We start from the raw sequence: 23,118 nt of genomic DNA on the forward strand, positions 1-23,118 counted from the left end.
TGAAAGGGCCGTGGCCGCGCGCTGTCAGCCCGCGGTGGCCAGGGCCAGCTCCAACGCGACCCAGCCCAGGAACGCCACCAGCAGCACGCCGCCTTCGCGGCGGCTGATGGTCAGGTCGCCGCGCAGCATCGGGTACAGCACCAGCACGAAGGCGATCGCCGCCGGCAGCTCCAGCTTCACGAACGACTCGGGCAGTGCCAGTGGTCGCAGCGCGGCCATGCCGCCCACCACCACCAGCAGGTTGAACAGGCTCGAGCCGATGACGTGGCCCAGCACCATGTCGCCCTGCCCGCGGCGCGCGGCCGCAATGGCGGCGGCAACTTCCGGCAGCGCGGTGCCGATGGCGACCGGCAGCAGGCCAACCAGCAACGGCGACCAGCCCAGGCCCGCGCCGAACACCGGCGCCGCCTGCACGATCCAGCGCGCGCCGTAGTACAGGCAGACCACCGCGAACACCACGCGCAGCACGTTGAGAAACAGGCCGGTACGGGTCATCGCGTAGCCGGCAATCGCCTCGCGGACAGGCTCGGACTCGTGCGGCGCGCGGCGCAGCACAAATACCAGCACCGCCACGAAGCCCAGCAGCAGCACCGCGCCTTCCCAGCGTGCGATCACGCCATCCAGCCCGAACACGATCAGGGCCAGGCTGGAGACCGCCAGCAGCACCAGCAGCGGCGAGAGCAGCCGTGCACGCACCAGCAGCGGCGCCGCGAGGGCGGCCATGCCCAGGGTCAGGCCGACGTTGACGATGTTGCTGCCCACGGCGTTGCCCAGCGCCAGCGCCTCGGCACCGACCACGAACGCGCGTGCGTTGACCACCAGTTCGGGCAGCGAGGTGCCGAAGGCGACCAGCAGCAACCCGGCCACGAACGGCGAGGCGCCGAAGCGCTGCGCCAGCCCGGAGGCCGCCTTGACGATCGAATCGCCGCCCAGCGCGAGCAGCACCAGACCCAGTACGAACCATGTGGCAGCAGCGATCATCGGTAAATCCCCCGGTGGCAGGCGTGGGCCGATTCTAGAGCCACGGCGGGCCTACAGGCAGCCTTCCACGTAATCGACCTGCGGCGGCAGCCCCACCCGCCAGTCGGTGACGGTGCCGTTGCGGTCGATTTCGAAGTTGATCAGCGCGCCGCCCTCGGTGGCCGGGCGCACGCGCAGGTTGTGGCCCTGCTCGTCGTACTTGTGCGGGGTGACGTCGCCGCGGTCCGGATAGAGCGTCTGCAGCTCGCCCAGCGACATCCCGACTTTGCCACCCCCCGGAGCGACGATGCGGTCGTTGTGCACGTCGTAGCGGACCAGGCGCCGGCCCTCGATCATGAACACCACGTCGTCGGCCTGCGCGCCCTGTGGCCGCAGCGAGTGGCAGTAGTCATCGGGGACCGCGCCGTCCAGGGGTTCCTTCCAGGCCGTACGCACCTGGTCCAGCGTGCTGTCCAGGCTCACCGGGCCATAGCCGTCAAGGCGCGCCGGCCCGGCCGCGGGGGCAGGCACGGCCGCCGGTGCAGCGATGGGGCTGGTGGGGGTGGAATCCGCGGTTCGCCCGCAGGCCCCCACGGCCAGTACCAGGCCCAGGGCCAGAACGCTTCCCAGCTGCTTCATGCGGTGTCCTCCGGTCGATGTCGGGCAGCCTAGCGCGATCGCCGTGCAGTGGCTGCATGCGGGCGCAGGGCTGTCATCGCCGTTTCACCTGCCGCGTTCAGGCTCGGCCTGCACCGCATCGACCCCCTCGCCCATGCAACCGCGCAAGACCGACCTCGCCCGCACCGCTCTGCAGGCCCACCGTGCGCCCCTGGACATGCGCCAGCGCCGCCTGCTGATCCTGTGCGACGGCCAGCGCGACCTGCCGCAGCTGACCGCCCTGGTCGGCGCAGAGGCAGCGGCGATGGTGATCCAGCTGATCCAAGCCGGGTACCTGGTCTCCACACCTGCGGCGGCTGCACCGGTGCCGGCTTCCACCAACGCCGCGCCGCGCGGCACCGGGGCGGCAGCCCCGGTCGAGCGCCGTCGCTCGCTGGTGGCCGCGCGCATCTATCTGCTCGGCATTCTGGAACTGCAGCGTCATCCACGCGCTGCAGCGCTGTTCCACGCCCTGCAGCAGGCACGCAGCGATGAAGGCGTGATCGAGGGGCTGCACGGCGCTCTTCAGGCGCTACCGGCACTGACCTCGCCCGGCTACGCCGAACGGGTGCGGCAGCGCCTGCTGGAAGTACTGCCGGCGGCGCACGCGGGCGGCTTCGAGCACAGTCTGGCGTAACCCCGCGATGCCGTCGCGGAAGGCGAGAAACGCTAGGAACGCATGACCGTCGCCTGCGCGGCGCGGGCTTCATTGGGCCTCCACGCCGTACACCGGCGTGGAGGCGCGTGCGGTTACTGCCGGGGGAAGTTGGCCTTCAACCCCTGCCAGCAGTGCTGATAGTCGCGCTGCCGGTGCGCAGCGTCCATTGCCTGCGCGGTGGGGCGGATCACCCCACGGGTCTCGAACATGAAGGCCATCGTGTCCTTGATCACGTCCGGCCTGCTCAGGTCCGCTGCCGAGGCCTTGTCGAAGGTGGCCGCATCCGGGCCGTGGCCGCTCATGCAGTTGTGCAGCGATGCACCACCCGGCACGAAGCCTTCGGCCTTGGCATCGTAGGCACCGTGGATCAGGCCCATGAATTCACTGGCGATGTTGCGGTGGAACCACGGCGGGCGGAAGGTGTCCTGGGCCACCAGCCAGCGCGGCGGGAAGATCGCGAAGTCCATGTTGCTGGTCCCGGGCGTGTCGCTGGGCGAATGCAGCACCAGGAAGATCGACGGGTCCGGATGGTCATGGCTGATCGAACCGATCGTGTTGAAGCGGCGCAGGTCGTAGCGGTACGGGGCGTAGTTGCCGTGCCAGGCGACCACATCCAGCGGCGAATGATCGATGTCCGCGCGCCACAGCTGTCCGCCGAACTTGGCGATCAGCTCGAACGCCCCGTCGATGTCTTCAAAGGCGGCATGCGGAGTTTCAAAATCGCGCGGGTTGGCCAGGCCGTTGGAACCGATCGGCCCCAGGTCGGGCAGCTTCAGCAGCGCGCCGAAGTTCTCGCAGATATAGCCGCGTGCCTGCCCGTCGGGCAGCTCGACCCGGAAGCGGACGCCGCGCGGCATCACCGCGATCTGCTGCGGCTCGATCTCGATCACGCCCAGTTCGGTGAGCAGGCGCAGGCGGCCGAGCTCCGGCACGATCAGCAGCTCGCCGTCGGCGTTGTAGAAGTAGCGGCCCTGCATGTCCGCATTGGCCGCGTACAGGTGGATGCCCACGCCGTGATGCGCATCCGGCGCGCCGTTGCCCCCCATCGTGTACAGGCCGTCGATGAAGTCGGTGGGCGTGGTCGGCAGCGGCAGCGGGTTCCAGCGCAGCTGGTTGGGCGAGACCGCACCGTGGGCGAAGTCGCTGTGCAGATGCGGTTGTGCGTAGGCGGTGAACTCGCCGTGGGTCACCGCCGGGCGGATCCGGTAGACCCAGCTGCGACGGTTGCTGCCACGGGGCGCGGTAAAGGCCGTACCGGACAACTGCTCGGCATACAGCCCGTGCGCGACCCGCTGCGGCGAGTTGCGCCCGACCGGCAAGGCGCCGGGTACCGCTTCGCTGGCGAACTCGTTGCCGAAGCCGGTCTGGTAGCCGCGTGATGCGATGGAGGTGGACATGGTCGGGCTCTCATGGTGCCGGGCGGCTCCCGGCGGTATGTTCATTCGTGCACGTCGGCAGCCCGGCGCGTTGCGACGCGCTCGGCTGCCCGGTGCGGCGGCGGGGGGGCGACCGGGTCGCCCCGTGCCACGTTACAGTACGCCGCGCTTCATCTGGTCGCGCTCGATGCTCTCGAACAGCGCGGTGAAGTTGCCTTCGCCGAAGCCTTCGTTGCCCTTGCGCTGGATGATCTCGAAGAAGATCGGACCGATGCAGTTGGTGGTGAAGATCTGCAGCAGTTTGCGCTGCTTGGTTTCCGGATCGGCGTCGATCAGGATCTTGTTTTTGGCCAGGCGCGCCACGTCTTCGCCATGACCGGGCACGCGCATGTCGATCACGTCGAAGTAGGTCTCCGGCGTATCGAGGAACTCCACGCCCTGCGCGCGCATCGCTTCGACGGTCTCGTAGATGTTCTCGGTGAAGCAGGCGATGTGCTGGATGCCCTCGCCCTTGTAGGCATCGAGGTACTCGTTGATCTGGCTCTTCGGATCGGAGGATTCGTTGAGCGGAATGCGCACAATGCCGTCCGGCGCGGTCATCGCCTTGGACACCAGGCCGGTCTTGAGGCCCTTGATGTCGAAGTAGCGGATCTCGCGGAAGTTGAACAGGCGCTCGTAGTAGTCCGACCACTGCTGCATGTTGCCGAAATACAGGTTGTGGGTCAGGTGGTCGATGAAGGTCAGGCCGAACCCGACCGGACGCTGCTCGGCACCGTCGATCGGCGCGTAGTCGGTGTCGAAGATGCTGCCGTTGGCGCCGTAGCGATCCACCAGATACAGCATGCAGTCGCCGATGCCCTTGATCACCGGTGCCGGCACCGCCTTGGTCTCCGGCTTGAAGTCGATCGCCTCGGCACCATTGCCAAGCGCCATCTGGAACACCTCCTCGCCCGGCTTCTGGAAGCGGATGGCGAAGCCGCAGGCGCACGGGCCATGCTTCTCGGCGAAGTCGGCAGCGAACGAATCCGGCTCCTCGTTGACCAGGAAGTTGACGTCGCCCTGGCGGTAGACGGTGATCGCGCGCTGCTTGTGGCGCAGCACCGCGGAGAAGCCCATCTTGCGGAAATAGGCGTGCAGTTCGGCGCCACGGCCGGCCGGTGCGGCGAATTCGACGAACTCGAAACCGTCGATGCCCATCGGGTTTTCGAAGGTGGTGACCTGCATGCCCGGGTTGGGTGCGTGGGACGCGGTGCTCAGTTGGCTGCTCATGATGTGGCTCCAAAGCAAGTCCGCATCGGAAAAAACCAGGTGCGGGAGGAAGGCAGACCCGCGAGAATGCGGAGTCCGGACTGAAGGTTTATAGTTTCACATGAAACCACCATCAAGGTGCACCGCAGCATGAGCCCGCCCGATCCCACCAGCCACAGCATCCGCGCCTCGCACGCCCTGCTCGATCTGGAGCAGTTTCTGCCGTATCGGCTCAGCGTGCTGTCCAACCGGGTCAGCGGCAACATCGCCAAGCTGTATGGGGACCGGTATGGTCTGGCGATCCCGGAATGGCGGGTCATCACCATCCTGGCCCTGTACCCGGGGTCGTCGGCGAGCGAGGTGTCCGATCGCACCGCGATGGACAAGGTGGCCGTCAGCCGCGCCGTGGCCAGACTGCTCGAACGGGGCTTCATCAAGCGTGAAACCCACGGCGACGACCGCCGTCGTTCGGTGCTGGCGCTGTCGGCGGCCGGGTTCGAGGTCTACGAGACCATCGCGCCGCTGGTGATCGAGATCACCCGCAAGCTGATGTCCGTGCTCAGCGAGGAGGAGGAGCAGATGCTGGAAACGCTGATCCTGCGCCTGGCCGGGGAAGGCCTGCAGCGCATGGACGAAGGGTAGAGCCGGGCTCTGCTAGCTCAGGTGCTTGCGGCGCGCATGCACCCACGGGGCCGCCAGTGCCCCGATGGCGCCGCCAGCGAAGCCGAGTGAGGCGGCGACCGCCGCCGCTTCGATGGCGCCGGGAAGCGCCAGGGCGGCCACCACCAGCAGCAGCGAGGGCAGGCCGATGAAGGTGGCCATGAAGTAACGCCAGCGCGGTGCCCAGGTGCCCACCTGCAGCAGGCTGACCGGCATCCAGGTTTCCGCCGAAGCGTCCTGCGCGATCTTGGCCGCGACCTTGCCCAGGTCCACTTCCACCGGCCCCTTGCCGGTGCGTGCCGTGGCCAGCATCTGCGCCACTTCGTCCACCGCCGGGAACGACGTGGGCCAGGCGACGGGTGCGGCCACGCCGTAGGCGGTCAGCAGCGGCACGCTGATCCAGGGCGCCAGCAGCGGCCGCAACTTGCGCCGGTCCAGCACGCACCAGATCTGGCTGACACCGTGGGCGGTCACGCTGTACAGCGCCATCTGCCCCGGTTCGGGGTAGGCCAGCATGCTGACCCGCGCCGCCATGCTGTCGTAGCCCATCTGGCGCAGGAAGCCTGGCCGGGTGCGTCCTTCGTGGACCCACGCCAACCCCAGCGCCCCGACCAGGTAGGCCTCCGCCGGATCCTTCACGCCCGCACTGGCGCGGTCGTCGCTGGCCAGGAAGAACGCCAGCGACTTGGGCTCGGCCACATCGTCGCGGTCCCAGCGCCCGGCGTCGCCCAGCACGTGCTTGAGCGGCAGCCGCGCCGGTGCGGTCTCGGCCTTGGCCGCGTTGTGCAGAAACGGCAGCACCGAGAGCACGAAGCCCTGCAGATCGACCGCGCGCAGCCCGCTGCCCAGCCACTCGGCCGGCAGCAGCCCGGCCAGCGCCGGGTTGCGGGCCAGCGCATCGAGCTGGGCCTTCTGCTCCACCAGCTTCTGCACCGCGGCTTTGAGCAGCACATTGTCGGGCACCGCGACCAGCGGCAGGCGGTAACGTATCGCACCGGGCGCAGGGGTATCGGCCTCGGCGTCCGGGGTGTCCAGCGTGCCGTGATCGTCGAGCAGGACATCGACAGGCGGCAGGCTCACGCCGGCCGGTCCGTCGAGGGAGATATCGGAACTGCTGTCGCTGGTGCCCGGCTGCATGCGTTTCAATCCGTTGGGTGCGCGCCACGAACTGCGCGGCATGTCGTCCTTGGAGGTAACGGCAGCCCGGCTGAAACCTGTAGGGCCGGCAGCAGGCGACGCGCCACCGGCAACAAAAAAGGCCGCGGAATCCGCGGCCTTGTCGATCATGGCGCCTTCGGCGGCGCCCAGTCCTTCATGAAGGCGAAGAACCGCGTGCGGTCATAGCCCTTCGGCTGGCCCTTGTCGGCCTCCAGCTCGCCGGTGAACTGCGAGTGCAGCAGCGTGCCGTCCGCGTCGAGCACGAACAGGTGCGGATAGCCCTTGATCGCCGGGAACTGCGACAGGAACGCCGTGTTCTCGTTGTCTTCGCTGTAGTTGACCTTCATCCACACGAAGTGGGCATCGCGGAAGCTGCGGATCTCCGCATCGCCCTCGATGAAGGCGTCCATCAGGTGGCACCAGGAGCACCACTCCCCGCCCACGTCCAGCACGATGCGCTTGCCGCCGCGCTGGGCTTCGACCTTGGCCGTGGCCAGGTCCGCGACCGGATCGCGGCCCGGGTCGAACTGAGCGTTGAGCGCGGCGACCGCGGCGATATCCGCGGCGGCCGGGGTGTTGCCCGAGGCCACCGGCTCGCCGGGATCGGCGACCGGTGGCTTCTGCTCGGAGGTATCCAGCGGCTGCGCAGGCGCGGCAGTGGGCGCCGATGGCGAACAGGCGGCCAGCAGGCCGACCAGGATCATCGGGGACCACCACAGGGTCGTACGCATCGCGGACCTCACTTGACGCCGTGCATCAGCTTGTTGATCAGCGGGGCGATCAGGAACAGCACCGCGCCGGAGCCGATCAATGCCCAGAAGCCGAAGGTGTAGCCCTTCAGCGCCGACTCGACGGTCATGCCGCCTTCGCCACTGACCACGCCGGCAAAGATGCCCGACAGGTTGTTGCCGATGCCGGTGGACAGGAACCAGCCACCCATGCCGAAGCCGACCAGGCGCACCGGGGCCAGCTTGGTCACCATCGACAGGCCGATCGGCGACAGGCACAGCTCGCCCACGGACTGGATGACGTAGACCATGAACAGCGTCCAGAACGGGATCTTGCCGTCCACCACCATCGTCGACAGCGCGAGCATCAGCAGGGCGAAGGCAGCGCCGTTGAACAGCAGGCCCAGGCCGAATTTGCGCGGAATCGACGGATTGGCACGGCCCAGCTTGATCCAGATCCAGGCGATGATCGGGGCCAGGGTGATGATGGCCACCGAGTTGACCGACTGGAACCACGCGGTCGGGAAGGTCCAGCCGCCCAGGTTGCGGTTGACGATGTTGTCGGCCAGGAAGGTGAAGGAGCTGCCGGCCTGCTCGAAGAACATCCAGAACATCACGTTGAAGATGAAGATGATCAGCATCGCGATCACGCGGTCGCGCTGCACCTTGCCCTCACGGATGCCCTCGACCAGCAGCAGCACGCCCAGCGCCACGAACATCACGCCGAGGATCCAGGCCAGCGCGGTGGCGCCGGTGGAGAGCAGGAAGTAGGCGACCGGGATGGCCACGATCGAGCCGACCAGCACCATGATGATGCGGCCGAACCCTTCGGCACCTGCCGGCGGAGCGCCGATGCCCTTCAGGCCGGCACGGCCGACGTAGAACCATGCCAGGCTGATCAGCATGCCGATGCCCGACGCGATGAAGACCATCTTGTAGGACGGCATCGCCTGGGTACCGAAGACCGCTTCGGCCAGGTACTGGGTCAGCACGGGGGCGATCATCGCGCCGATGTTGATGCCCATGTAGAAGATGGTGAAGCCCGAATCGCGGCGCTCATCCTTCAGGCCGTAAAGCTTGCCGACCATCGTGGAGATGTTGGGCTTGAACAGGCCGTTGCCGATGATGATCGTGGCCAGACCCAGTTCGAAGATCTCCTTGTTGGGCATGGCGACCATGAACAGGCCGGCGGCCATGATCACCGCGCCGGTCAGGATCGACCGCTGGTAGCCCAGCACCCGGTCGGCGACGTAGCCACCGAAGATCGCAGCGGCATAGACCAGCGCCAGGTAGGCGCCGTAGGTACGGCTGGCGGCCGCCTGGCCGGCCGCGTCGCCCTGGAAGAACTGCGAGACGATGTACAGCACCAGCGCCCAGCGGATGCCGTAGAACGCGAAGCGCTCCCAGAATTCGGTCATGAACAGCATCCACAACGGGCGTGGATGGCCCAGCGTGGTCTTGAACTCCGGCAGCGCCGGTTCGGGAACGGATTTCGCGGCGGCGTCTACGCTCATGCGGGATTCCTGGGTTCGGTGGATGACATGCACGTCCGATGTGCGAAACAGCGCGGGAGAATCCCAGACCAACCACGTTCACGTCAAATACACGCCGATTCGTGCAGCTCGCCGCGCGCTCGCTGAACTTGCACGCTCCGGCCCCCCGGGCGGACGGTCGGCGCAGCAACGGCGGGGCCTGCGCCCGCGCCGGCGGTCATCATCGCGTCATGATGAATGGGCGCCCGGGGCGCCCGGCCGGATCAGGCGTCCGGCGGCATCGGATCGTCGTTGCGGATGGTGGTGCGCACCTGGAACAGCTCCGGGAAGAAGGTCAGCTCCAGCGCCTGCCGCAGGAAGCCCACCCCGCTGGAACCGCCGGTGCCGCGCTTGAAGCCGATCACCCGCATCACCGTGCGCATGTGGCGGAAGCGCCACAGCTGGAAGGCGGTTTCCAGGTCCACCAGATCCTCGCACAGCGAGTACTCGCGCCAGAAACGGTCGGTGTTCTGGTAGATCCGCTCGAACACCGGGTGCAGCGCATCGTCGGCCACGTGCGGCTGCTGCCAGTCGCGGCCCTGGTAGGCGGCGGGTACGGGATGGCCGAACCGGGCCAAGTAGCGCAGGAATTCCTCGTACAGGCTGGGCGCGTCCAGCACCTGCTGCAGCTGCGCCTGGCCGGCCGGGTCATGCGAGAACACCTGCAGCATCTGCGCGTTCTTGTTGCCCAGCAGGAACTCGATGTAGCGGTACTGCAGCGACTGGAAGCCCGAAGACGGGCCCAGCACGTCGCGGAAGCCCATGTACTCGGACGGGGTCAGGGTTTCCAGCACCGACCACTGCTCGGTCAGCTGGCGCAGCACCTGCTTGCTGCGCGCCAGCACCTTGCGGCACTGCCAGACTTCGTCGCGCTGCAGGAAACCGATCGCCGCCCGCAGTTCGTGGGCCAGCAGCTTCAACCACAGCTCGGAGGTCTGATGCTGGATGATGAACAGCATCTCGTCGTGGTGCGGCGGGTTGGACAGCGGCTGCTGCGCCGACAGCAGCTGGTCCAGCCGCAGGTAGCCGCCGTAGGTCAGGCGCCCCTCCAGATCGGTGTGGATACCGGCTTCGAGATCGCGTTGGTTCTTGTCGACAGACATGGCGGGCGCCGCAGAAGGGGGACAAAGGGTAGCGCACCGCCGCATCGCCCGCCCGGGGGACTCCCTACGCCGGCGTCCGGGGGCGGTTTTCTGCGCGGTCCGCGCGCGGAGGCCGGTCTGGCGGGGGCGCTGCCGGGGGTCGCTCATGCCCGGTTCCGGCAACTGAATACGTTGTAGTCATTGGCATTGCGTCACCTGTCTGCGGTATACCGGGGCGCTGTCCACCGGGACACTTGCTGCGCCGCAGGACGGCTTTTTCGTACGCCTTCCTTAACATGGCAATTCATATCATTTGTAACTTCCTGTCGAAGGTGCAGTACGCAATGACGGTTGCCGCTGAGTTCAAGATCGAATACCTGCAGTACCTGGACACGGACGGCACGCTCGTCCGCGATGACCTGCCCGAAGCCCTGCGCGATCCGCGCGCCCTGCTGCCGATGTTCAAGCAGATGCTGTTCGTGCGCGTGTTCGACGGCAAGTCGATCGCACTGCAGCGCACCGGCAAGCTGGGCACCTACGCGGCCTGCCTGGGCCACGAAGCGGCACACGTGGGCATCGGCGCGTCGATGCAGAAGGACGACGTGTTCGCGCCGTCCTACCGCGAGTACGGCGCCATGTTCATGCGTGGCGTGCGCCCGCGCGACGTCCTCATGTACTGGGGCGGCGACGAGCGTGGCAACGACTACGGTGGCAATGCCGCCAGGGACTTCCCGTTCTGCGTGCCGATTTCCACCCAGTGCCTGCATGCCGCCGGCGCTGCGCTGAAGTTCAAGCTCAACAACGAGAAGCAGATCGCGGTGGCCGTATGCGGCGACGGCGGCAGCTCCAAGACCGACTTCTACGCCGCACTGAATTCGGCCGGCGCCTACAAGCTGCCGCTGATCCTGTGCATCGTCAACAACGGCTGGGCCATCTCGGTCCCGCGTTCGGCCCAGACCGGTGCCGAAACGCTGGCACAGAAGGGTCTGGCCGGTGGCCTGCACTGCCTGCAGGTGGACGGCAACGACCTGATCGCGGTGATGGCGGCCATGCTGCAGGCGCGCGAGCGCGCGCTGGCCGGCGACGGTGGCACCGTGCTGGAACTGATGACCTACCGCCTGTCCGACCACACCACCGCCGATGACGCGCGCCGCTATCGCGACGACGCCGAGGTGAAGGATGCCTGGCAGCGCGAGCCGATGCTGCGCCTGCGCAAGTACCTCATCAATGCCGGTGTGTGGAGCGAGGAAGAGGAAGCGGCGTGGACCGTCGACTGCGGCAAGCGCGTGGACGACGAGGTCAACCTGTACCTCAACACCCCGGTGCAGCCGGTCGAAGCGATGTTCGACTTCCTCTATGCCGATCCGCCGCAGGATCTGCTGGCCCAGCGCGCACAGGCGATCGCCCTGGAGCAGCGTCATGGATGAGATCAAGCACACCAGCGCCTCGGGCGCGCAGACCAATGCCGCCGACAGCGCCGCCATCGCGCGCGGAGAACCGAACATGACCACCACCCCGATCACCCTCATCGAAGCCATCACCCAGGCGCTGGCCTGGGAGCTGGAGCACGACAAGTCGGTGCTGGTGCTTGGCGAGGACGTGGGCGTCAACGGCGGCGTGTTCCGCGCCACCGCCGGCCTGCAGCAGCGCTTCGGCGCCGACCGCATCCTGGACACCCCGCTGGACGAAACCACTATCGCCGGCCTGACCATCGGCCTGGCCGCGCAGGGCATGAAGCCGGTTGCCGAAGCGCAGTTCGATGGCTTCATGTACCCGATGGTGGACCATATCGTCTGCCACGCCGCACGCCTGCGTTACCGCACCCGTGGCCGCCTCCACTGCCCGATGGTGCTGCGCGTGCCGTGGGGCGGCGGCATCCGTGCGCCGGAGCACCACAGCGAAGCCAACGAAGCGATCTTCACCAACGTGCCGGGCCTGCGCGTGGTGCTGCCGTCGTCGCCGCAACGCGCCTACGGCCTGCTGCTGGCCGCGATCCGCGAACCGGATCCGGTGATCTACATGGAGCCCAAGCGCATCTACCGCCAGTACAAGGAAGTCGTCGTCGATGACGGCGAAGCCCTGCCGCTGGACGTGTGCTTCGTGCTGCGCGACGGTACCGATGTCACCCTGGTCACCTGGGGCGCACAGGTCAAGGAAGCGCTGGAAGCGGCCGACAAACTGGCCGGCGAAGGCATCAGCGCCGAAGTGATCGACGTGGCCACGCTGCGTCCGCTGGACTTTGCCACCATCGCCGAATCGGTGGCCAAGACCGGCCGCTGCGTGATCGTGCAGGAAGCGCCGAAGACGGCGGGCTTCGGCGCGGAAATCGCCGCGCGCCTGGCCGAGGAATCGCTGTACGACCTGCTGGCACCGGTCGAACGCGTCACCGGTTATGACACCCACATTCCGCTGTTCCGCCTGGAAATGAAGTACCTGCCGAGCGTGGACCGGATCGTGAGCGCGGCCAGACGCGCGGTTGCGGCGGGCTGACATGCGGGCCCGCCTCCTAGGCCCGTACCGCAGCCAGTATCCCAACCCGCTCCGGTTCCGCGCCGGCCAGATCGTCGAACTGGGCGTCCGCGACGAGGAATGGCCGGCGTTCGCCTGGGTACGCACCGATGACGGGCGTGCCGGGTGGGCACCGGTGGCATGGTTGCAGCGGCTGGACGATGGTCGCGCAGAGGCTCTGCGCGACTACGACGCCCGCGAACTGGACGTGGACAGCGGCGAACTGGTCAAACTGCATCACGAACACGGTGGCTGGTGGTGGTCCGAACGCGCGAACGGCGCGACGGGCTGGCTGCCGGCCCGCGATCTCGAACTGCTGGAAGAGAACTGCACATGAGTGAGAACAAGAATTTCCACCTGCCCGACCTCGGCGAAGGCCTGCCCGACGCCACCATCGTCGAGTGGTTCGTCAAGGAAGGCGATGTGATCAAGCTGGACGAGCCGCTGGTCTCGATGGAGACCGCCAAGGCCGTCGTCGAAGTGCCCTCGCCGTTCTCCGGCACGGTGCTGAAGCTGGCCGGCGGCGCGGGCGACATCATCCCCACCGGCAGCGTGCTGGCGCAGTTCCAGCTGGACCCGAACCTGCCGCAGCGCGCCGATGGCCAGGACACCGGCCACAGCCACGGGCATGCCGCACCTGCCGCCGCCCCGACTCCGCCGCCGATCCCGGCAGCGGCAGCGGTGGAAGACGCCAAGCCCGCCGCCGAGCGTGATGACGCCGGCACCGTGGTCGGTGCGATGCAGAGTTCCAACGCCGTGCATGCCGAACAGGCACTGGCCGTGGGCGGGGTCAAGGCCGTGCCGGCCGTGCGCGCCACCGCCCGCAAGCTGGGCGTGGACCTGAGCCGCGTGCGCGCCACCGGCGCCGATGGCGCGGTGACGATGGCCGACGTGAAGCAGGCTGCTGCCGACGGCAGCGCCAAGGTCGGTGCCGCACCGGCGCCGGTCGCCGCCGCGCCGGTTGCCGCCGCTGCACCGGTGGCCCGCCAGAGCGAGGCCCGCGCCCCGCTGTCCGCGGCAGGCAAGCCGATGCGCACCCAGCCGCCGGGCGTTGTCGCCAAGGGCCAGCCGGAACAGCTCAAGGGCGTGCGCCGCAACATGGCGCGGGTGATGGCCGACGCGCACAGCAAGGTCGTCCCGACCACGTTGAACGACGACGCCGACATCCATGCCTGGGTGCCGGGCAACGACGTCACCGCGCGCCTGGTCCGTGCGATCGTGGTGGGCTGCCAGAAGGTGCCGGCGCTCAACGCCTGGTTCGACGGCGACGCCCTGACCCGCACGTTGCACGCGCACGTGGATGTGGGCATCGCGGTGGACACCGACGACGGTCTGTTCGTGCCGGCGCTGCGCAATGCCGACGTGCTCGATGCACGCGGCATCCGCGAAGGCGTCAATCGCCTGCGCGAGCAGGTGGAATCCCGCGCGATCGCCGCCTCCGAACTGAGTGGCTACACCATTTCGCTGTCCAACTTCGGCATGTTCGCCGGCCGCTATGCGACCCCGGTCGTCGTGCCGCCGTGCGTGGCCATCGTCGGTGCCGGCCGTGCCCGCCACCAGATGACCCCGGTGATGGGTGGCGTGGAAGCGCACAAGGTGATTCCGCTGTCGGTGACCTTTGACCACCGCGCGGCCACCGGCGGCGAAGCCGCCCGCTTCCTGCGCGCGATGCTGGACGACCTGGCCTTGGCCAGTTGATCCACAGGTAGGAAGAGGTACCGGCCGCAGGTCGGTACCACGAAGAAGCCGGGCATTGCCCGGCTTTTTTTTCATCGCGTCAGCCCGGCCCGACACTACCGACGCGGCGCCAGCCGCGCCGAGTCGATGACGTGGACGCCCGGACGCGGCGACAGCGCCGCCTCCAGCATTTCTCCGGCGATGGTGTGCGCCGGGTTGATCCGCCAGCCTCGCGGCAGGACCGGGCCCAGTGCGCCCAGCACGATGCTGGCCAGGTGTTCGCCGGCCCTCCGCTCGGCGCGCTCGCCCCCGATCAACCCTGGGCGCACCAGCGTCAGCGACGGATATCCCAGGCCGCGCAGGTCCTGTTCCAGCCGGCCTTTGACCCGGTTGTAGAAGAACCGCGAGCCTGCGTCAGCGCCCATCGCCGAATTCAACACAAAGGCATGGGCGCCATGCGCCTGCGCCAGGGTGGCCACCTGCAGCGGATAGTCGTGGTCGACGCGGGCGAATGCCTCGCGGCTCCCGGCCTGCTTGATGGTGGTGCCCAGCGCGCAGATCACCGCATCCACCGCCCACCAGTCCGCGTCGACGGGCAGCCGCTCGAAATCGACCACCGGATTGACCAGGACCGGGTCGCTCTGCTCCAGCGGACGGCGCGTGGGCGCTACCACCGCATCGCAGCGCGCATCGTCCAGCAGCTGCAGCAGGACCTGCCCGCCGACCAGCCCGGTCGCCCCTGCCAGCATCACCTTCATCGCACGCTCCTGCTTTCCGATTGCCTACCATCGTGGCATACCGGCCGTGCCCGGTCCGTGGGTTCAAGCCGGCGTTCCCGGCGCCGATACTGTTCCAACCTCCCACCCGCCCGGCCCGCGCGCCGGAAACCCGCCAAGGACCTGCGCATGACCGACCCGCACGACGCTCCCCCCAGCCCCGGTACCGCCGTGGGCCGGCTGCTGTCGCGGCGCCAGGTCGACACCCGCGTGATCGAGGAGGCCGGCGTCGCTGCCGCCGGTCCCAAGGGCGGCAGCAGCGCGATGCTCCAGCGCCTGTTCGCCGGGGCCGAGCAGCCCGAGCCGCTGCTGGCCGCCTTTGCCCACGGCATGTCCACGCTGCCCGGCGAGCTGGGCGACATGGGACTGCGCCTGCAATCGGCGCAGCGCAGCGCCGACTGGGTCAGCTACGGCCGCGCGATGCGCCAGCTGATCGACAAGTACATCCGCACCATCGAGCAGGAAAGCCCGGACGGGCAGCCCGACAGCCTGCGCCTGCGCGAGCTGCTGCGGCACACGCTCGGGGTCACGGTGGCCAGCCTGCTGCAGAACATGCCCGAGCTGAAGGACGAACCGGCGCGCATCGCCGGCGACCTGCGCCATTGGCATCCCGGCCAGCCGCTGCAGCCGATCGAGCAGCGCCTGCGCGAGCTCACCCACCAGATCGGCGTGCGCAGCGATGGCTGGCAGGAGCAGCAGGAGCTGCTGCTGAGCCTGTTCGACCTGCTGCTGGACAACATCGGCGAGCTGCTCGACGACAGCAGCTGGCTGCACGGCCAGGTGCACGCGGTGCGGGCCCTGATCGGTGGCCCGCTGGACCGCGACTCGGTGGAACAGGCGCGCGCCAACCTGCGCGAGGTGATCTACAAGCAGGGGCTGCTCAAGCAGGGCATCAGCGACTCCAAGGCGGCCATGAAACACCTGATGGGAGGCTTCATCGAACGCCTGGACGGCATGGCGGTCAGTACCGGCGAGTACCACGACCGGATCAGCAGCTATGCCCTGGCATTGAAGGAAGCACGCAGCATCGCCGACCTCAACCTGCTGCTTCAGGATGTGCTGCAGGACACCGGCCGGGTCCAGGAACAGGCCCTGCAGGCACGCGACCACCTGGGCAACGCACGCCGCGAAGTCGAACAGGCCGAAGCGCGCATCGCCGAGCTGGAGCAGGAACTGCGCGATGTTTCCGGACTGGTCCGCACCGATCCCCTGACCGGCGCGCTCAACCGCCGTGGCTTCGATGAACTGCTGGAGCGCGAACTGGCCCGGGCCGCCCGGCAGGCCCACCCGCTGGCGCTGGCCCTGATCGACCTGGACGACTTCCACCAGACCAACGATACGCACGGCCATGCCGGCGGCGATGCGGTCCTGCGGCACCTGGTCGCGGTCTGCCAGCTGCACCTGCGCAGCAGCGATGCGATCGCGCGCCTGGGCGGCGATGAGTTCGTGCTGCTGCTGCCGGAAACGCCGGGTGCGGACAGCATGTCCACCCTGCTGCGCCTGCAGCGCTCGCTGGCCCAGCGCCCGCTGCCTCTGGACCAGCAGCGGGTGCCGGTGCACTTCAGCGCCGGCATCGCGCAGTGGCAGCCGGGCGAGGACGCCGACACGCTGCTGCGCCGGGCCGATGCGGCCCTCTATGCGGCCAAGCGGGTTGGCAAGAACCGCGTGCAGGCGGCCGATCCTCCGCGCTGAGCGCACCGTGTGATATCGGCCGCGTCCCTGCGAATCATCCGGGTATGGACATGACTGCCACCGCCCCTGCCGATCCCCGCGCCCAGTTCGCCGCGTTGCTGGCCCAGCACCGCGGCATCGTGCTGAAGATCGCCCGCGGCTACTGCGCCCACCACGAGGACCGGCTGGACCTGATCCAGGACATCAGCGTGCAGGCCTGGGATGCTTTCGACAGCTTCGATCCGGCGCGCGCCCGCTTCTCCACCTGGCTGTACCGGGTGGCGTTGAACGTGGCCATCTCGCAGTTGCGCCGCCAGCAGCTGCGCCAGCGCCACCACGCGGTGCTGGACGAGGCGGCATTGGCCGCCGACGACGGTGTGCCGGCTGAACACCGGCAGACGCTGCGGCAGCTGGAGGCGGCGATCCGGGCGCTGCCGCCCCTGGACCGGGCGCTGATGCTGCTGCACCTGGATGACCACGACCACCGCCAGATCGCCGAGATCCTGGGCATCAGCAGCGCCAATGTCTCCACCCGCCTGCACCGCCTGCGCCAGCAGCTGCGGGCGCGGTTCGACCCCATTCTCTGAGGGCACCACCATGCACACCGACCCGCTCCAGCATCTCTGGCAGCAGTACGCCGGCACCGACGGCAACGAGGGCCCCGCCGCGATGGATGCCTGGCGCCGCCACCGGCAGCACGCCGTGCAGCGCCAGTTGTCGGCCTTCGGGACACTGCAGGTCGTGCAGCTGCTGTTCTGGCTGGCGCTGGCGATCTACTGCGGCAGCGTGTGGTGGCAGCAGCCGCCGCTGGCGGTGATGATCAGCGCGCTCGCGCTGCATGCCTACAGCGTGGCGGTGATCATCGCCAGCGCCGCGCGGCTGCACCTGCGCCGGCAACTGCAGCCCGACCAGCCCGTGGTGGAGCAGTCGCGCGTGCTGGCGTCGCTGCGCATGCACACCGCCTTCGGCGAGCTGCTGCTGGGGCTGCCCTGGTGCTGGTTGTGGCTGGCGGTGCCGGTACTGCTGGCCTGGCAGGCCTGGGGCGTGGACCTCGCGGTGTATGCCGCGCGCTGGCTGCTGGTGTCACTGGTGGCCGGCACGGCGCTGATGGTGGCGCTGCTGCTCCTGGCGCGGCGCTGGTTCGCCCGCGATCCCCAGTCACCTCGCCTGCAGCGCGCGGTTGACGCCCTTTCCGGGCGCCGATTGGCACAGGCACGCGCCGAGCTGGACGGACTGCGCGACTGGTCGTAGCGCCGGGTTCCACCCCCCGCTGCGGGGATCAGTGCGCGGCGTGCCTGCCGCGCAGCTTCTGGACGGCGGTGACTGCAGCCAGCACGATCGCACCGGCGATCACGCCAACGACCATGTTGCCCAGCGCGTTGACCAGCCAGCCCCACTGGCCCTCGCCACCGAGCGACAGCACCAGGTGGTGCAGCGCCGGCACGTTGTGCACCAGGATGCCGCCACCCACCAGGAACATCGCGGCGGTGCCGGCGACCGAGAGGAACTTCATCAGCCACGGCGCAGCGACCAGCAGGCCACGGCCGAGCGCGGCCAGCGCCGCGCCCTTGCGCGACAGGTACAGACCGAGGTCGTCCAGCTTCACAATGCCGGCCACCAGGCCATAGACGAACACGGTCATCGCCAGCGCGATGACCACCAGTGCGGTCACCTGGTTGAGGAACGGCGCAGCGGAGACCACGCCCAGCGACAGCACGATGATCTCGGCCGAGAGAATGAAGTCGGTGCGGATCGCGCCCTTCACCTTGTCGTTCTCCCACGCCACCATGTCCACCTTCTCGTCGGCCAGCGCCTTCACCCGCTCAGCCTTCTTCTGCTCATCCTCTTCCTTGGAATGCAGAAAGCGGTGCGCCAGCTTCTCCACGCCTTCAAAGCACAGGAACGCGCCGCCGATCATCATCAGCGGCACCACGATCGGGACCGGGAAGCCCTTGCCGCGCAGCCAGGCTTCCAGCGCGCTGATGGCCAGCGCGGCCGGCACCAGGATCGCCTTGTTGACCAGCGAGCCCTTGGCCACCGCCCACACCACCGGCAGTTCGCGGTTGGCATTGACGCCGGTGACCTGCTGCGCGTTCAGCGCCAGATCGTCGCCCAGCACACCGGCGGTTTTCTTGGCCGCCACCTTGGTCAGCACCGACACGTCGTCCAGCAGGGACGCAATGTCATCGAGCAACGCGAACAGACTGGCACCGGCCATGAGGCTTCCAAAGGATCGATCGAAGCGCCGATTCTGACTTATCCAGCCCCGCTCGCGGTAGATGCCGCCGGATTCACCGCTCCACCACCGGGACCCGGCCACACTGCGGTGGATCGCCGTTGCCGGAGTCCTGCTTGAATACGCCACCTGTCGCCCCCGGTTCGCCCTCGCTGGTAAAGGGCATGAGCCGCCGCAGCCAGATCCTGCGGCTGCTGCTTCGCTACCGCCATTCCGGCGTGTTCTCGGGCATGAACCTGGATGCCCGCGCCGTGCACGACCTGCCGCCCGAAGGCAATCCGGAGCAGTTCGTGACCGATCTGGAGGCGCTGGGCCCCACCTTCGTCAAGCTCGGCCAGATGCTCTCCACCCGGCCCGACATGGTGCCGGTGGAGTTCGCCACCGCACTGGAGCGGATGCAGGAGAAGGTCGCCCCGATCCCGGTGGAGCGCATCTACGCGATCATCGAGCAGGAACTGGGCGCCTCGGTGTCCAAACTGTTTTCCTCATTCGACCCGGTGCCGCTGGGGTGTGCCTCGATCGCGCAGGTGCACCGCGCCGCGCTGCATGACGGGCGCGAGGTGGCGGTCAAGGTGCAGAAGCCGGAAGTGGCCGCGCAGCTCCGCTCGGACCTGGAGGTGCTGCGCAGCTTCGCGCTGGCCGCCGACCATCTCACCCAGGTCGGGCGCCGGGTGCGCCTTCGCGACTGGCTCAACGAGTTTGCCAAGACCCTGATGCAGGAACTGGACTACCAGGCCGAAGCGGAGAACCTGCAGCGCTTTGGCCAGCATCTGCGTCCGTTCAAACCGTTGTGGGTGCCACAGCCGATCTGGGACTACTGCAGCCATCGCGTGCTGACGATGGAGCTGGCCCAGGGCGTGCGCGTGGACATGATTCCTGATGTGCGCCGGACCGAACAACCGATGGCACCGCTGGCGGCGGCGCTGATCCGCGGCTATGTCGACCAGATCTTCGTGCATGGGGAGATCCACGCCGATCCACATCCAGGCAACCTGCGCGTCACGCCGGAAGGACGTCTGGCCATCTTCGACCTGGGCATGGTGGCGCACATGCCGCCGCGGCTGCGCGAGCGGCTGCTGAAGCTGCTGTTTGCTGCGGTCGACGGTCGCGGTGAAGAAGTGGCCGACGAGATCATCGGCATCAGCACGCGGCTGGAGTCGTTCGATGAAGAGCGCTACCTGCGCGAAACCGGCCAGGTGATCGCGCGCTACGCCGCCAACAGCAGCTTCTCCGAAGGCCGTGTGGTGCTCGACCTGGTCCGCATCGCCACCGCCAGCGGCCTGCGCACACCGCCCGAACTGAGCCTGCTCGGCAAGGCGCTGCTCAACCTGGAAACCGTGTGCCGGCTGTTGTCCCCGGATCTGGATACACGCCGCATCGTCGAGCGCCAGCTGCAGCACGTGATGCGCGCACGCCTGAAGAAGTCGCTGTCGGCGGCCAACCTGGCCAGCGAGGCGATGGAGCTGCAGCAGCTGCTGCGCGACGGCCCCCGCAAGATGACCGACATTCTCGCCCTGCTGGCCGAGAACCGCCTGCAGATGAAAGTGACGGGGCTGGAAGAATCGCGGTTGATGGAGAACCTGCAGAAAATCGCCAACCGGGTCGCTGCCGGCATCGTCACCGCCGCACTGATCCTGGCGGCGGCAATGATGATGAAGGTGGACACCGGCTGGCACCTGTTCGGCTACCCGGCCATCGCATTCACGCTGATGTTGATCGGCGTGTTCCTCGGGCTTGGCATCATCCTCAGTGCGCTGATATTCGATCGTCGCGCACGTTCCAGGGAAGAACGCGGGCATCGTTGAAGTGTTGCCCACCTGCGGTGGGCACCCGACTGGACGTGACAGCGCACCCGCACGCGACGCGCGTTTTCACGCGTGTTTTACATCGCAGATGGCAGTGCGATAAACGACATCTGCTGTCGTTCCAAACAAACATTTCAGTCAGGTTCGTGCAGGCATGATCGGGTCATCGGCCTGTCATGCACATGTGGTTGGACAGCCGGTCGGATGGGAATCACGTCGTCATGACGTCCATCACCACCTGTCTCCGCTGCCAAATGTGCCTATGCTCTGGATCCTGCTGCTGTCGCTGTTGCTGCTCGCCTGGCTGTTGCTCGCATCACGTACGTGGGTGTGGTGGAAAGCCGGCCTGATGTCACTGCTGATGCTGGCACTCAGCGCGTGGTGGCTGATCGACAAGCTCTCCGGCGACGGCCTCAATGCCGCCACCCTGTATCACCTGGGTGCGGACATGGAGGGCGCAGGCATCGCCGACTTCAAGCGCTACATCGCCGGCTTCGTCGTGCTGGCGCTGGTGTCGCTGCTGCCACTGGCGATGACGCGGATCCGCCGCTGGCAGCGCAGCGGCCACGGCGGCGCCATCTTCGGCGGCTTCGTGGTGGTGTGGTTCGGCGCGATCCTGGTCAGCCCGCTGTATCACGATGGCCAGCGTCTCTATCAGCAGATGCGCCCGGTCGATTACAGCATGGTCGCGCCGGAGTACCGCGTACCGCAGCAGCCGCTGCGCAAGCCGCGCAACATCGTGTGGATCTACGGTGAGAGTCTGGAGCGCACCTATCTGGATGAGGCCACCTTCCCCGGCCTGATGCCCAACCTCAACCGCCTGGCGGCGCAGTCGCTGGACGTGCGCGGGCTGGCCTCGGCCGAAGGCGGCGGCTGGACCATCGCCGGGCTGGTGTCGTCGATGTGCGGCGTACCACTCACCACCGCGCAGGGCGATGAGAACAGCATGGGCCGCATGGGCAGCTTCCTGCCCGAAGCGGTGTGCCTGGGCGACTACCTCAAGCAGCAGGGCTACACCAACCACTATCTCGGTGGCGCCAACGGCCAGTTCGCCGGCAAGGGCCAGTTCCTGGCCACGCACGGTTTCGATGCGGTCGACGACCTGGCCTGGTTCAAACAGCAGAAGATCGCACGCGCGCACTTCTCCACCTGGGGCGTGCATGACGACGTGCTGCTGGACAAGGCCTACGACCGCTTCATGCAGCTCTCCCGCAAGGGCGAGCCGTTCATGCTGACCACCCTCACGATGGATACCCATCACCCGGCCGGACACCTGCCGGTGGCCTGCAAGCGCACCCGCTACCAGAGCGACTACGGCAACATCGGCCTGCTCAACGCCCTCAAGTGCACCGATGGGCTGATCTCCCGCCTGGTCGACCGCATCCAGGCCAGCCCGTATGGCGAGGACACGCTGATCGTGATCGCCTCGGACCACCTGGCCATGCCCAACGATCTCAGCCATGTGCTGGCCAGGCAGTCGCGCGAGAACCTGCTGCTGTTCCTCGGCAAGGACATCGCCCCGCGCCAGCTGGCCGCCACCGATGCCTCCACGCTGGATTCGGGTGCCACCCTGCTGAGTCTGCTCGAACCGCAGATCAACGCCATCGGTTTCGGTCGGTCGCTGCTTGATCCCAAGCGGGCAGACCGCGCCAGTGCGAGCGCGGCGGCCTTCCGCGACAACGGACGGGACTACCCGCGTTACCTGGCGTTCTCACGCTCGCTGTGGCTGGGGGACAAGACCCGTCAGCTGCGCATCGATGATGACAACCAGGTCGTGGTCGGGCTGCAGCATGTGCAACCGCCGGTGCTGCTGGAATACGACAAGCAGTGGGACCTGAAGTCGGTGTACCTGGAGAACACCTCCAAGCAGTTCGACCTGGCCGACCCGGCCAACACCCTGGCCTATGTGGATCGTTGCACCGCCTTCGAAGATGGCTCGGCCGATGGCGACTGGTGCGCGATGCTGGTCAACCAGGACAAGGGCATCAAACTGTTCCGCGATGAGCAGCTGCGTACCGGGATCGCCGTGGACGGTCCGCTCGACCCGAGCACCGGCCCGCGCCCGAGCATCCGCCAGGCGCACATGATCACGCAGAAGGGCCGCCGCACCCGCGCCGGCCAGTACATGCTGCAGATGGTGGCCAGGCAGTCGCCCGACCGCGGCTTCTGGATCGAGGCGGTGTCATCGCAGCGCAAGGTGGTGGTCGCCCAGCAGTGGGTGCAGCCCGATGCCGATGGCCGTATCAACGTGCCTTTCGGGCTGGATCACGAAGTGGACGACCTGGAGATCCGCGCCTGGTTGAACCACGCCGAGAAGCTCGCCGTGGATACCTTCGCGCTGGTGCCGTCGCGCCGCGGCAACCGCGGCTGACGGACCCCGGCGACG

20 protein-coding genes and 1 pseudogene are annotated in these 23,118 nt (G+C 67.9%); 11 read left to right on the plus strand and 10 right to left on the minus strand.

From position 1 onward, the window contains the following. Window positions 1-24 precede the first annotated feature (24 nt). Together GDJ08_RS13395 and GDJ08_RS13400 are read right to left on the minus strand one after the other, a co-directional pair. Window positions 25-981: a sodium:calcium antiporter gene (locus GDJ08_RS13395; RefSeq protein ID WP_136004625.1), complete on the minus strand. Its 957-nt coding sequence runs from the start codon at window positions 979-981 to the stop codon at window positions 25-27. 51 nt (window positions 982-1,032) lie between these two features. Then, complete coding sequence (locus tag GDJ08_RS13400) at window positions 1,033-1,599, minus strand: hypothetical protein (protein WP_136004627.1); 567 nt, start codon at window positions 1,597-1,599, stop codon at window positions 1,033-1,035. 133 nt (window positions 1,600-1,732) lie between these two features. On the opposite strand from GDJ08_RS13400, the gene GDJ08_RS13405 reads away from it, so the two are divergent. Next, a complete protein-coding gene (locus tag GDJ08_RS13405) occupies window positions 1,733-2,254 on the plus strand; it encodes a hypothetical protein (protein WP_136004629.1) in 522 nt (173 codons plus the stop codon). A gap of 113 nt (window positions 2,255-2,367) precedes the next feature. On the opposite strand, the gene hmgA is transcribed toward GDJ08_RS13405, so the two are convergent. Next, window positions 2,368-3,672: a homogentisate 1,2-dioxygenase gene (hmgA, locus tag GDJ08_RS13410; protein WP_017354856.1), complete on the minus strand. Its 1,305-nt coding sequence runs from the start codon at window positions 3,670-3,672 to the stop codon at window positions 2,368-2,370. Between the two features lie 132 nt (window positions 3,673-3,804). Then, window positions 3,805-4,875 (minus strand): 4-hydroxyphenylpyruvate dioxygenase, encoded by a 1,071-nt coding sequence (gene hppD, locus GDJ08_RS13415; RefSeq protein WP_423666842.1) that lies wholly within the window; start codon window positions 4,873-4,875, stop codon window positions 3,805-3,807. A gap of 174 nt (window positions 4,876-5,049) precedes the next feature. Between hppD and GDJ08_RS13420 the strand changes: the two genes are divergently transcribed. After that, on the plus strand, window positions 5,050-5,541 hold the full coding sequence (locus tag GDJ08_RS13420) for a MarR family winged helix-turn-helix transcriptional regulator (RefSeq protein WP_051008562.1): 492 nt from the start codon (window positions 5,050-5,052) through the stop codon (window positions 5,539-5,541). A gap of 12 nt (window positions 5,542-5,553) precedes the next feature. Here GDJ08_RS13420 and GDJ08_RS13425 read toward each other — a convergent pair whose 3' ends face one another. From GDJ08_RS13425 to GDJ08_RS13440, 4 genes are all read right to left on the minus strand, one after another. Beyond that, window positions 5,554-6,696 carry a hypothetical protein gene (locus GDJ08_RS13425; protein ID WP_229296524.1) on the minus strand — a complete coding sequence of 381 codons (1,143 nt, stop codon included), beginning with the start codon at window positions 6,694-6,696 and terminating at the stop codon, window positions 5,554-5,556. 146 nt (window positions 6,697-6,842) lie between these two features. Further along, a complete protein-coding gene (locus GDJ08_RS13430; protein ID WP_153165053.1) occupies window positions 6,843-7,448 on the minus strand; it encodes a thioredoxin family protein in 606 nt (201 codons plus the stop codon). An 8-nt stretch (window positions 7,449-7,456) separates the two neighbouring features. Further along, on the minus strand, window positions 7,457-8,959 hold the full coding sequence (locus GDJ08_RS13435; protein ID WP_017354861.1) for a peptide MFS transporter: 1,503 nt from the start codon (window positions 8,957-8,959) through the stop codon (window positions 7,457-7,459). A 242-nt stretch (window positions 8,960-9,201) separates the two neighbouring features. Next, entirely contained in the window at window positions 9,202-10,080 is an 879-nt protein-coding gene (locus GDJ08_RS13440) for a tryptophan 2,3-dioxygenase (RefSeq protein ID WP_017354862.1), read from the minus strand. Between the two features lie 323 nt (window positions 10,081-10,403). On the opposite strand from GDJ08_RS13440, the gene pdhA reads away from it, so the two are divergent. The 4 genes from pdhA to GDJ08_RS13460 are packed head-to-tail and all read left to right on the plus strand — an operon-like array spanning window position 10,404 to window position 14,265. Further along, complete coding sequence (pdhA, locus tag GDJ08_RS13445; protein ID WP_017354863.1) at window positions 10,404-11,486, plus strand: pyruvate dehydrogenase (acetyl-transferring) E1 component subunit alpha; 1,083 nt, start codon at window positions 10,404-10,406, stop codon at window positions 11,484-11,486. Further along, window positions 11,479-12,549, plus strand: a complete 1,071-nt coding sequence (locus tag GDJ08_RS13450; protein ID WP_153165054.1) for an alpha-ketoacid dehydrogenase subunit beta — start codon at window positions 11,479-11,481, stop codon at window positions 12,547-12,549. Before pdhA ends, GDJ08_RS13450 begins: the two co-directional genes overlap by 8 nt. A 1-nt stretch (window position 12,550) precedes the next feature. Further along, window positions 12,551-12,904 carry an SH3 domain-containing protein gene (locus GDJ08_RS13455; RefSeq protein ID WP_136004635.1) on the plus strand — a complete coding sequence of 118 codons (354 nt, stop codon included), beginning with the start codon at window positions 12,551-12,553 and terminating at the stop codon, window positions 12,902-12,904. Next, window positions 12,901-14,265 carry a dihydrolipoamide acetyltransferase family protein gene (locus tag GDJ08_RS13460; RefSeq protein ID WP_136004636.1) on the plus strand — a complete coding sequence of 455 codons (1,365 nt, stop codon included), beginning with the start codon at window positions 12,901-12,903 and terminating at the stop codon, window positions 14,263-14,265. Before GDJ08_RS13455 ends, GDJ08_RS13460 begins: the two co-directional genes overlap by 4 nt. A 95-nt stretch (window positions 14,266-14,360) precedes the next feature. Here the strand turns inward: GDJ08_RS13460 and GDJ08_RS13465 are convergent, their stop codons facing one another. Then, complete coding sequence (locus GDJ08_RS13465) at window positions 14,361-15,002, minus strand: Rossmann-fold NAD(P)-binding domain-containing protein (protein WP_017355149.1); 642 nt, start codon at window positions 15,000-15,002, stop codon at window positions 14,361-14,363. A 147-nt stretch (window positions 15,003-15,149) separates the two neighbouring features. Here GDJ08_RS13465 and GDJ08_RS13470 point away from each other — a divergent pair, with 147 nt between their 5' ends. From GDJ08_RS13470 to GDJ08_RS13480, 3 genes are read left to right on the plus strand one after another with little or no spacing between them, the layout of a single operon-like run. Continuing rightward, window positions 15,150-16,712 (plus strand): GGDEF domain-containing protein, encoded by a 1,563-nt coding sequence (locus GDJ08_RS13470; RefSeq protein ID WP_017355148.1) that lies wholly within the window; start codon window positions 15,150-15,152, stop codon window positions 16,710-16,712. 50 nt (window positions 16,713-16,762) lie between these two features. After that, window positions 16,763-17,278, plus strand: coding sequence for an RNA polymerase sigma factor (locus GDJ08_RS13475; protein ID WP_153165055.1), 516 nt, complete (start codon window positions 16,763-16,765; stop codon window positions 17,276-17,278). A gap of 10 nt (window positions 17,279-17,288) precedes the next feature. Then, window positions 17,289-17,942: a hypothetical protein gene (locus tag GDJ08_RS13480; protein WP_153165056.1), complete on the plus strand. Its 654-nt coding sequence runs from the start codon at window positions 17,289-17,291 to the stop codon at window positions 17,940-17,942. Window positions 17,943-17,970: 28 nt separating this feature from the next. On the opposite strand, the gene GDJ08_RS13485 is transcribed toward GDJ08_RS13480, so the two are convergent. Continuing rightward, window positions 17,971-18,909, minus strand: a complete 939-nt coding sequence (locus GDJ08_RS13485; protein ID WP_153165057.1) for a DUF808 domain-containing protein — start codon at window positions 18,907-18,909, stop codon at window positions 17,971-17,973. Between the two features lie 176 nt (window positions 18,910-19,085). On the opposite strand from GDJ08_RS13485, the pseudogene GDJ08_RS13490 reads away from it, so the two are divergent. Beyond that, window positions 19,086-20,732: pseudogene (locus GDJ08_RS13490) on the plus strand (ABC1 kinase family protein); the annotation flags it as partial. 262 nt (window positions 20,733-20,994) lie between these two features. Then, the gene (locus GDJ08_RS13495; RefSeq protein ID WP_153165059.1) at window positions 20,995-23,103 is read left to right on the plus strand and encodes a phosphoglycerol transferase I; all 2,109 of its coding nucleotides are present in this window, start codon (window positions 20,995-20,997) and stop codon (window positions 23,101-23,103) included. Window positions 23,104-23,118 lie beyond the last annotated feature (15 nt).

The organism is Stenotrophomonas nematodicola, assembly GCF_009467805.1.
In the GTDB taxonomy this organism is placed as follows: Bacteria; Pseudomonadota; Gammaproteobacteria; order Xanthomonadales; family Xanthomonadaceae; genus Stenotrophomonas; species Stenotrophomonas nematodicola.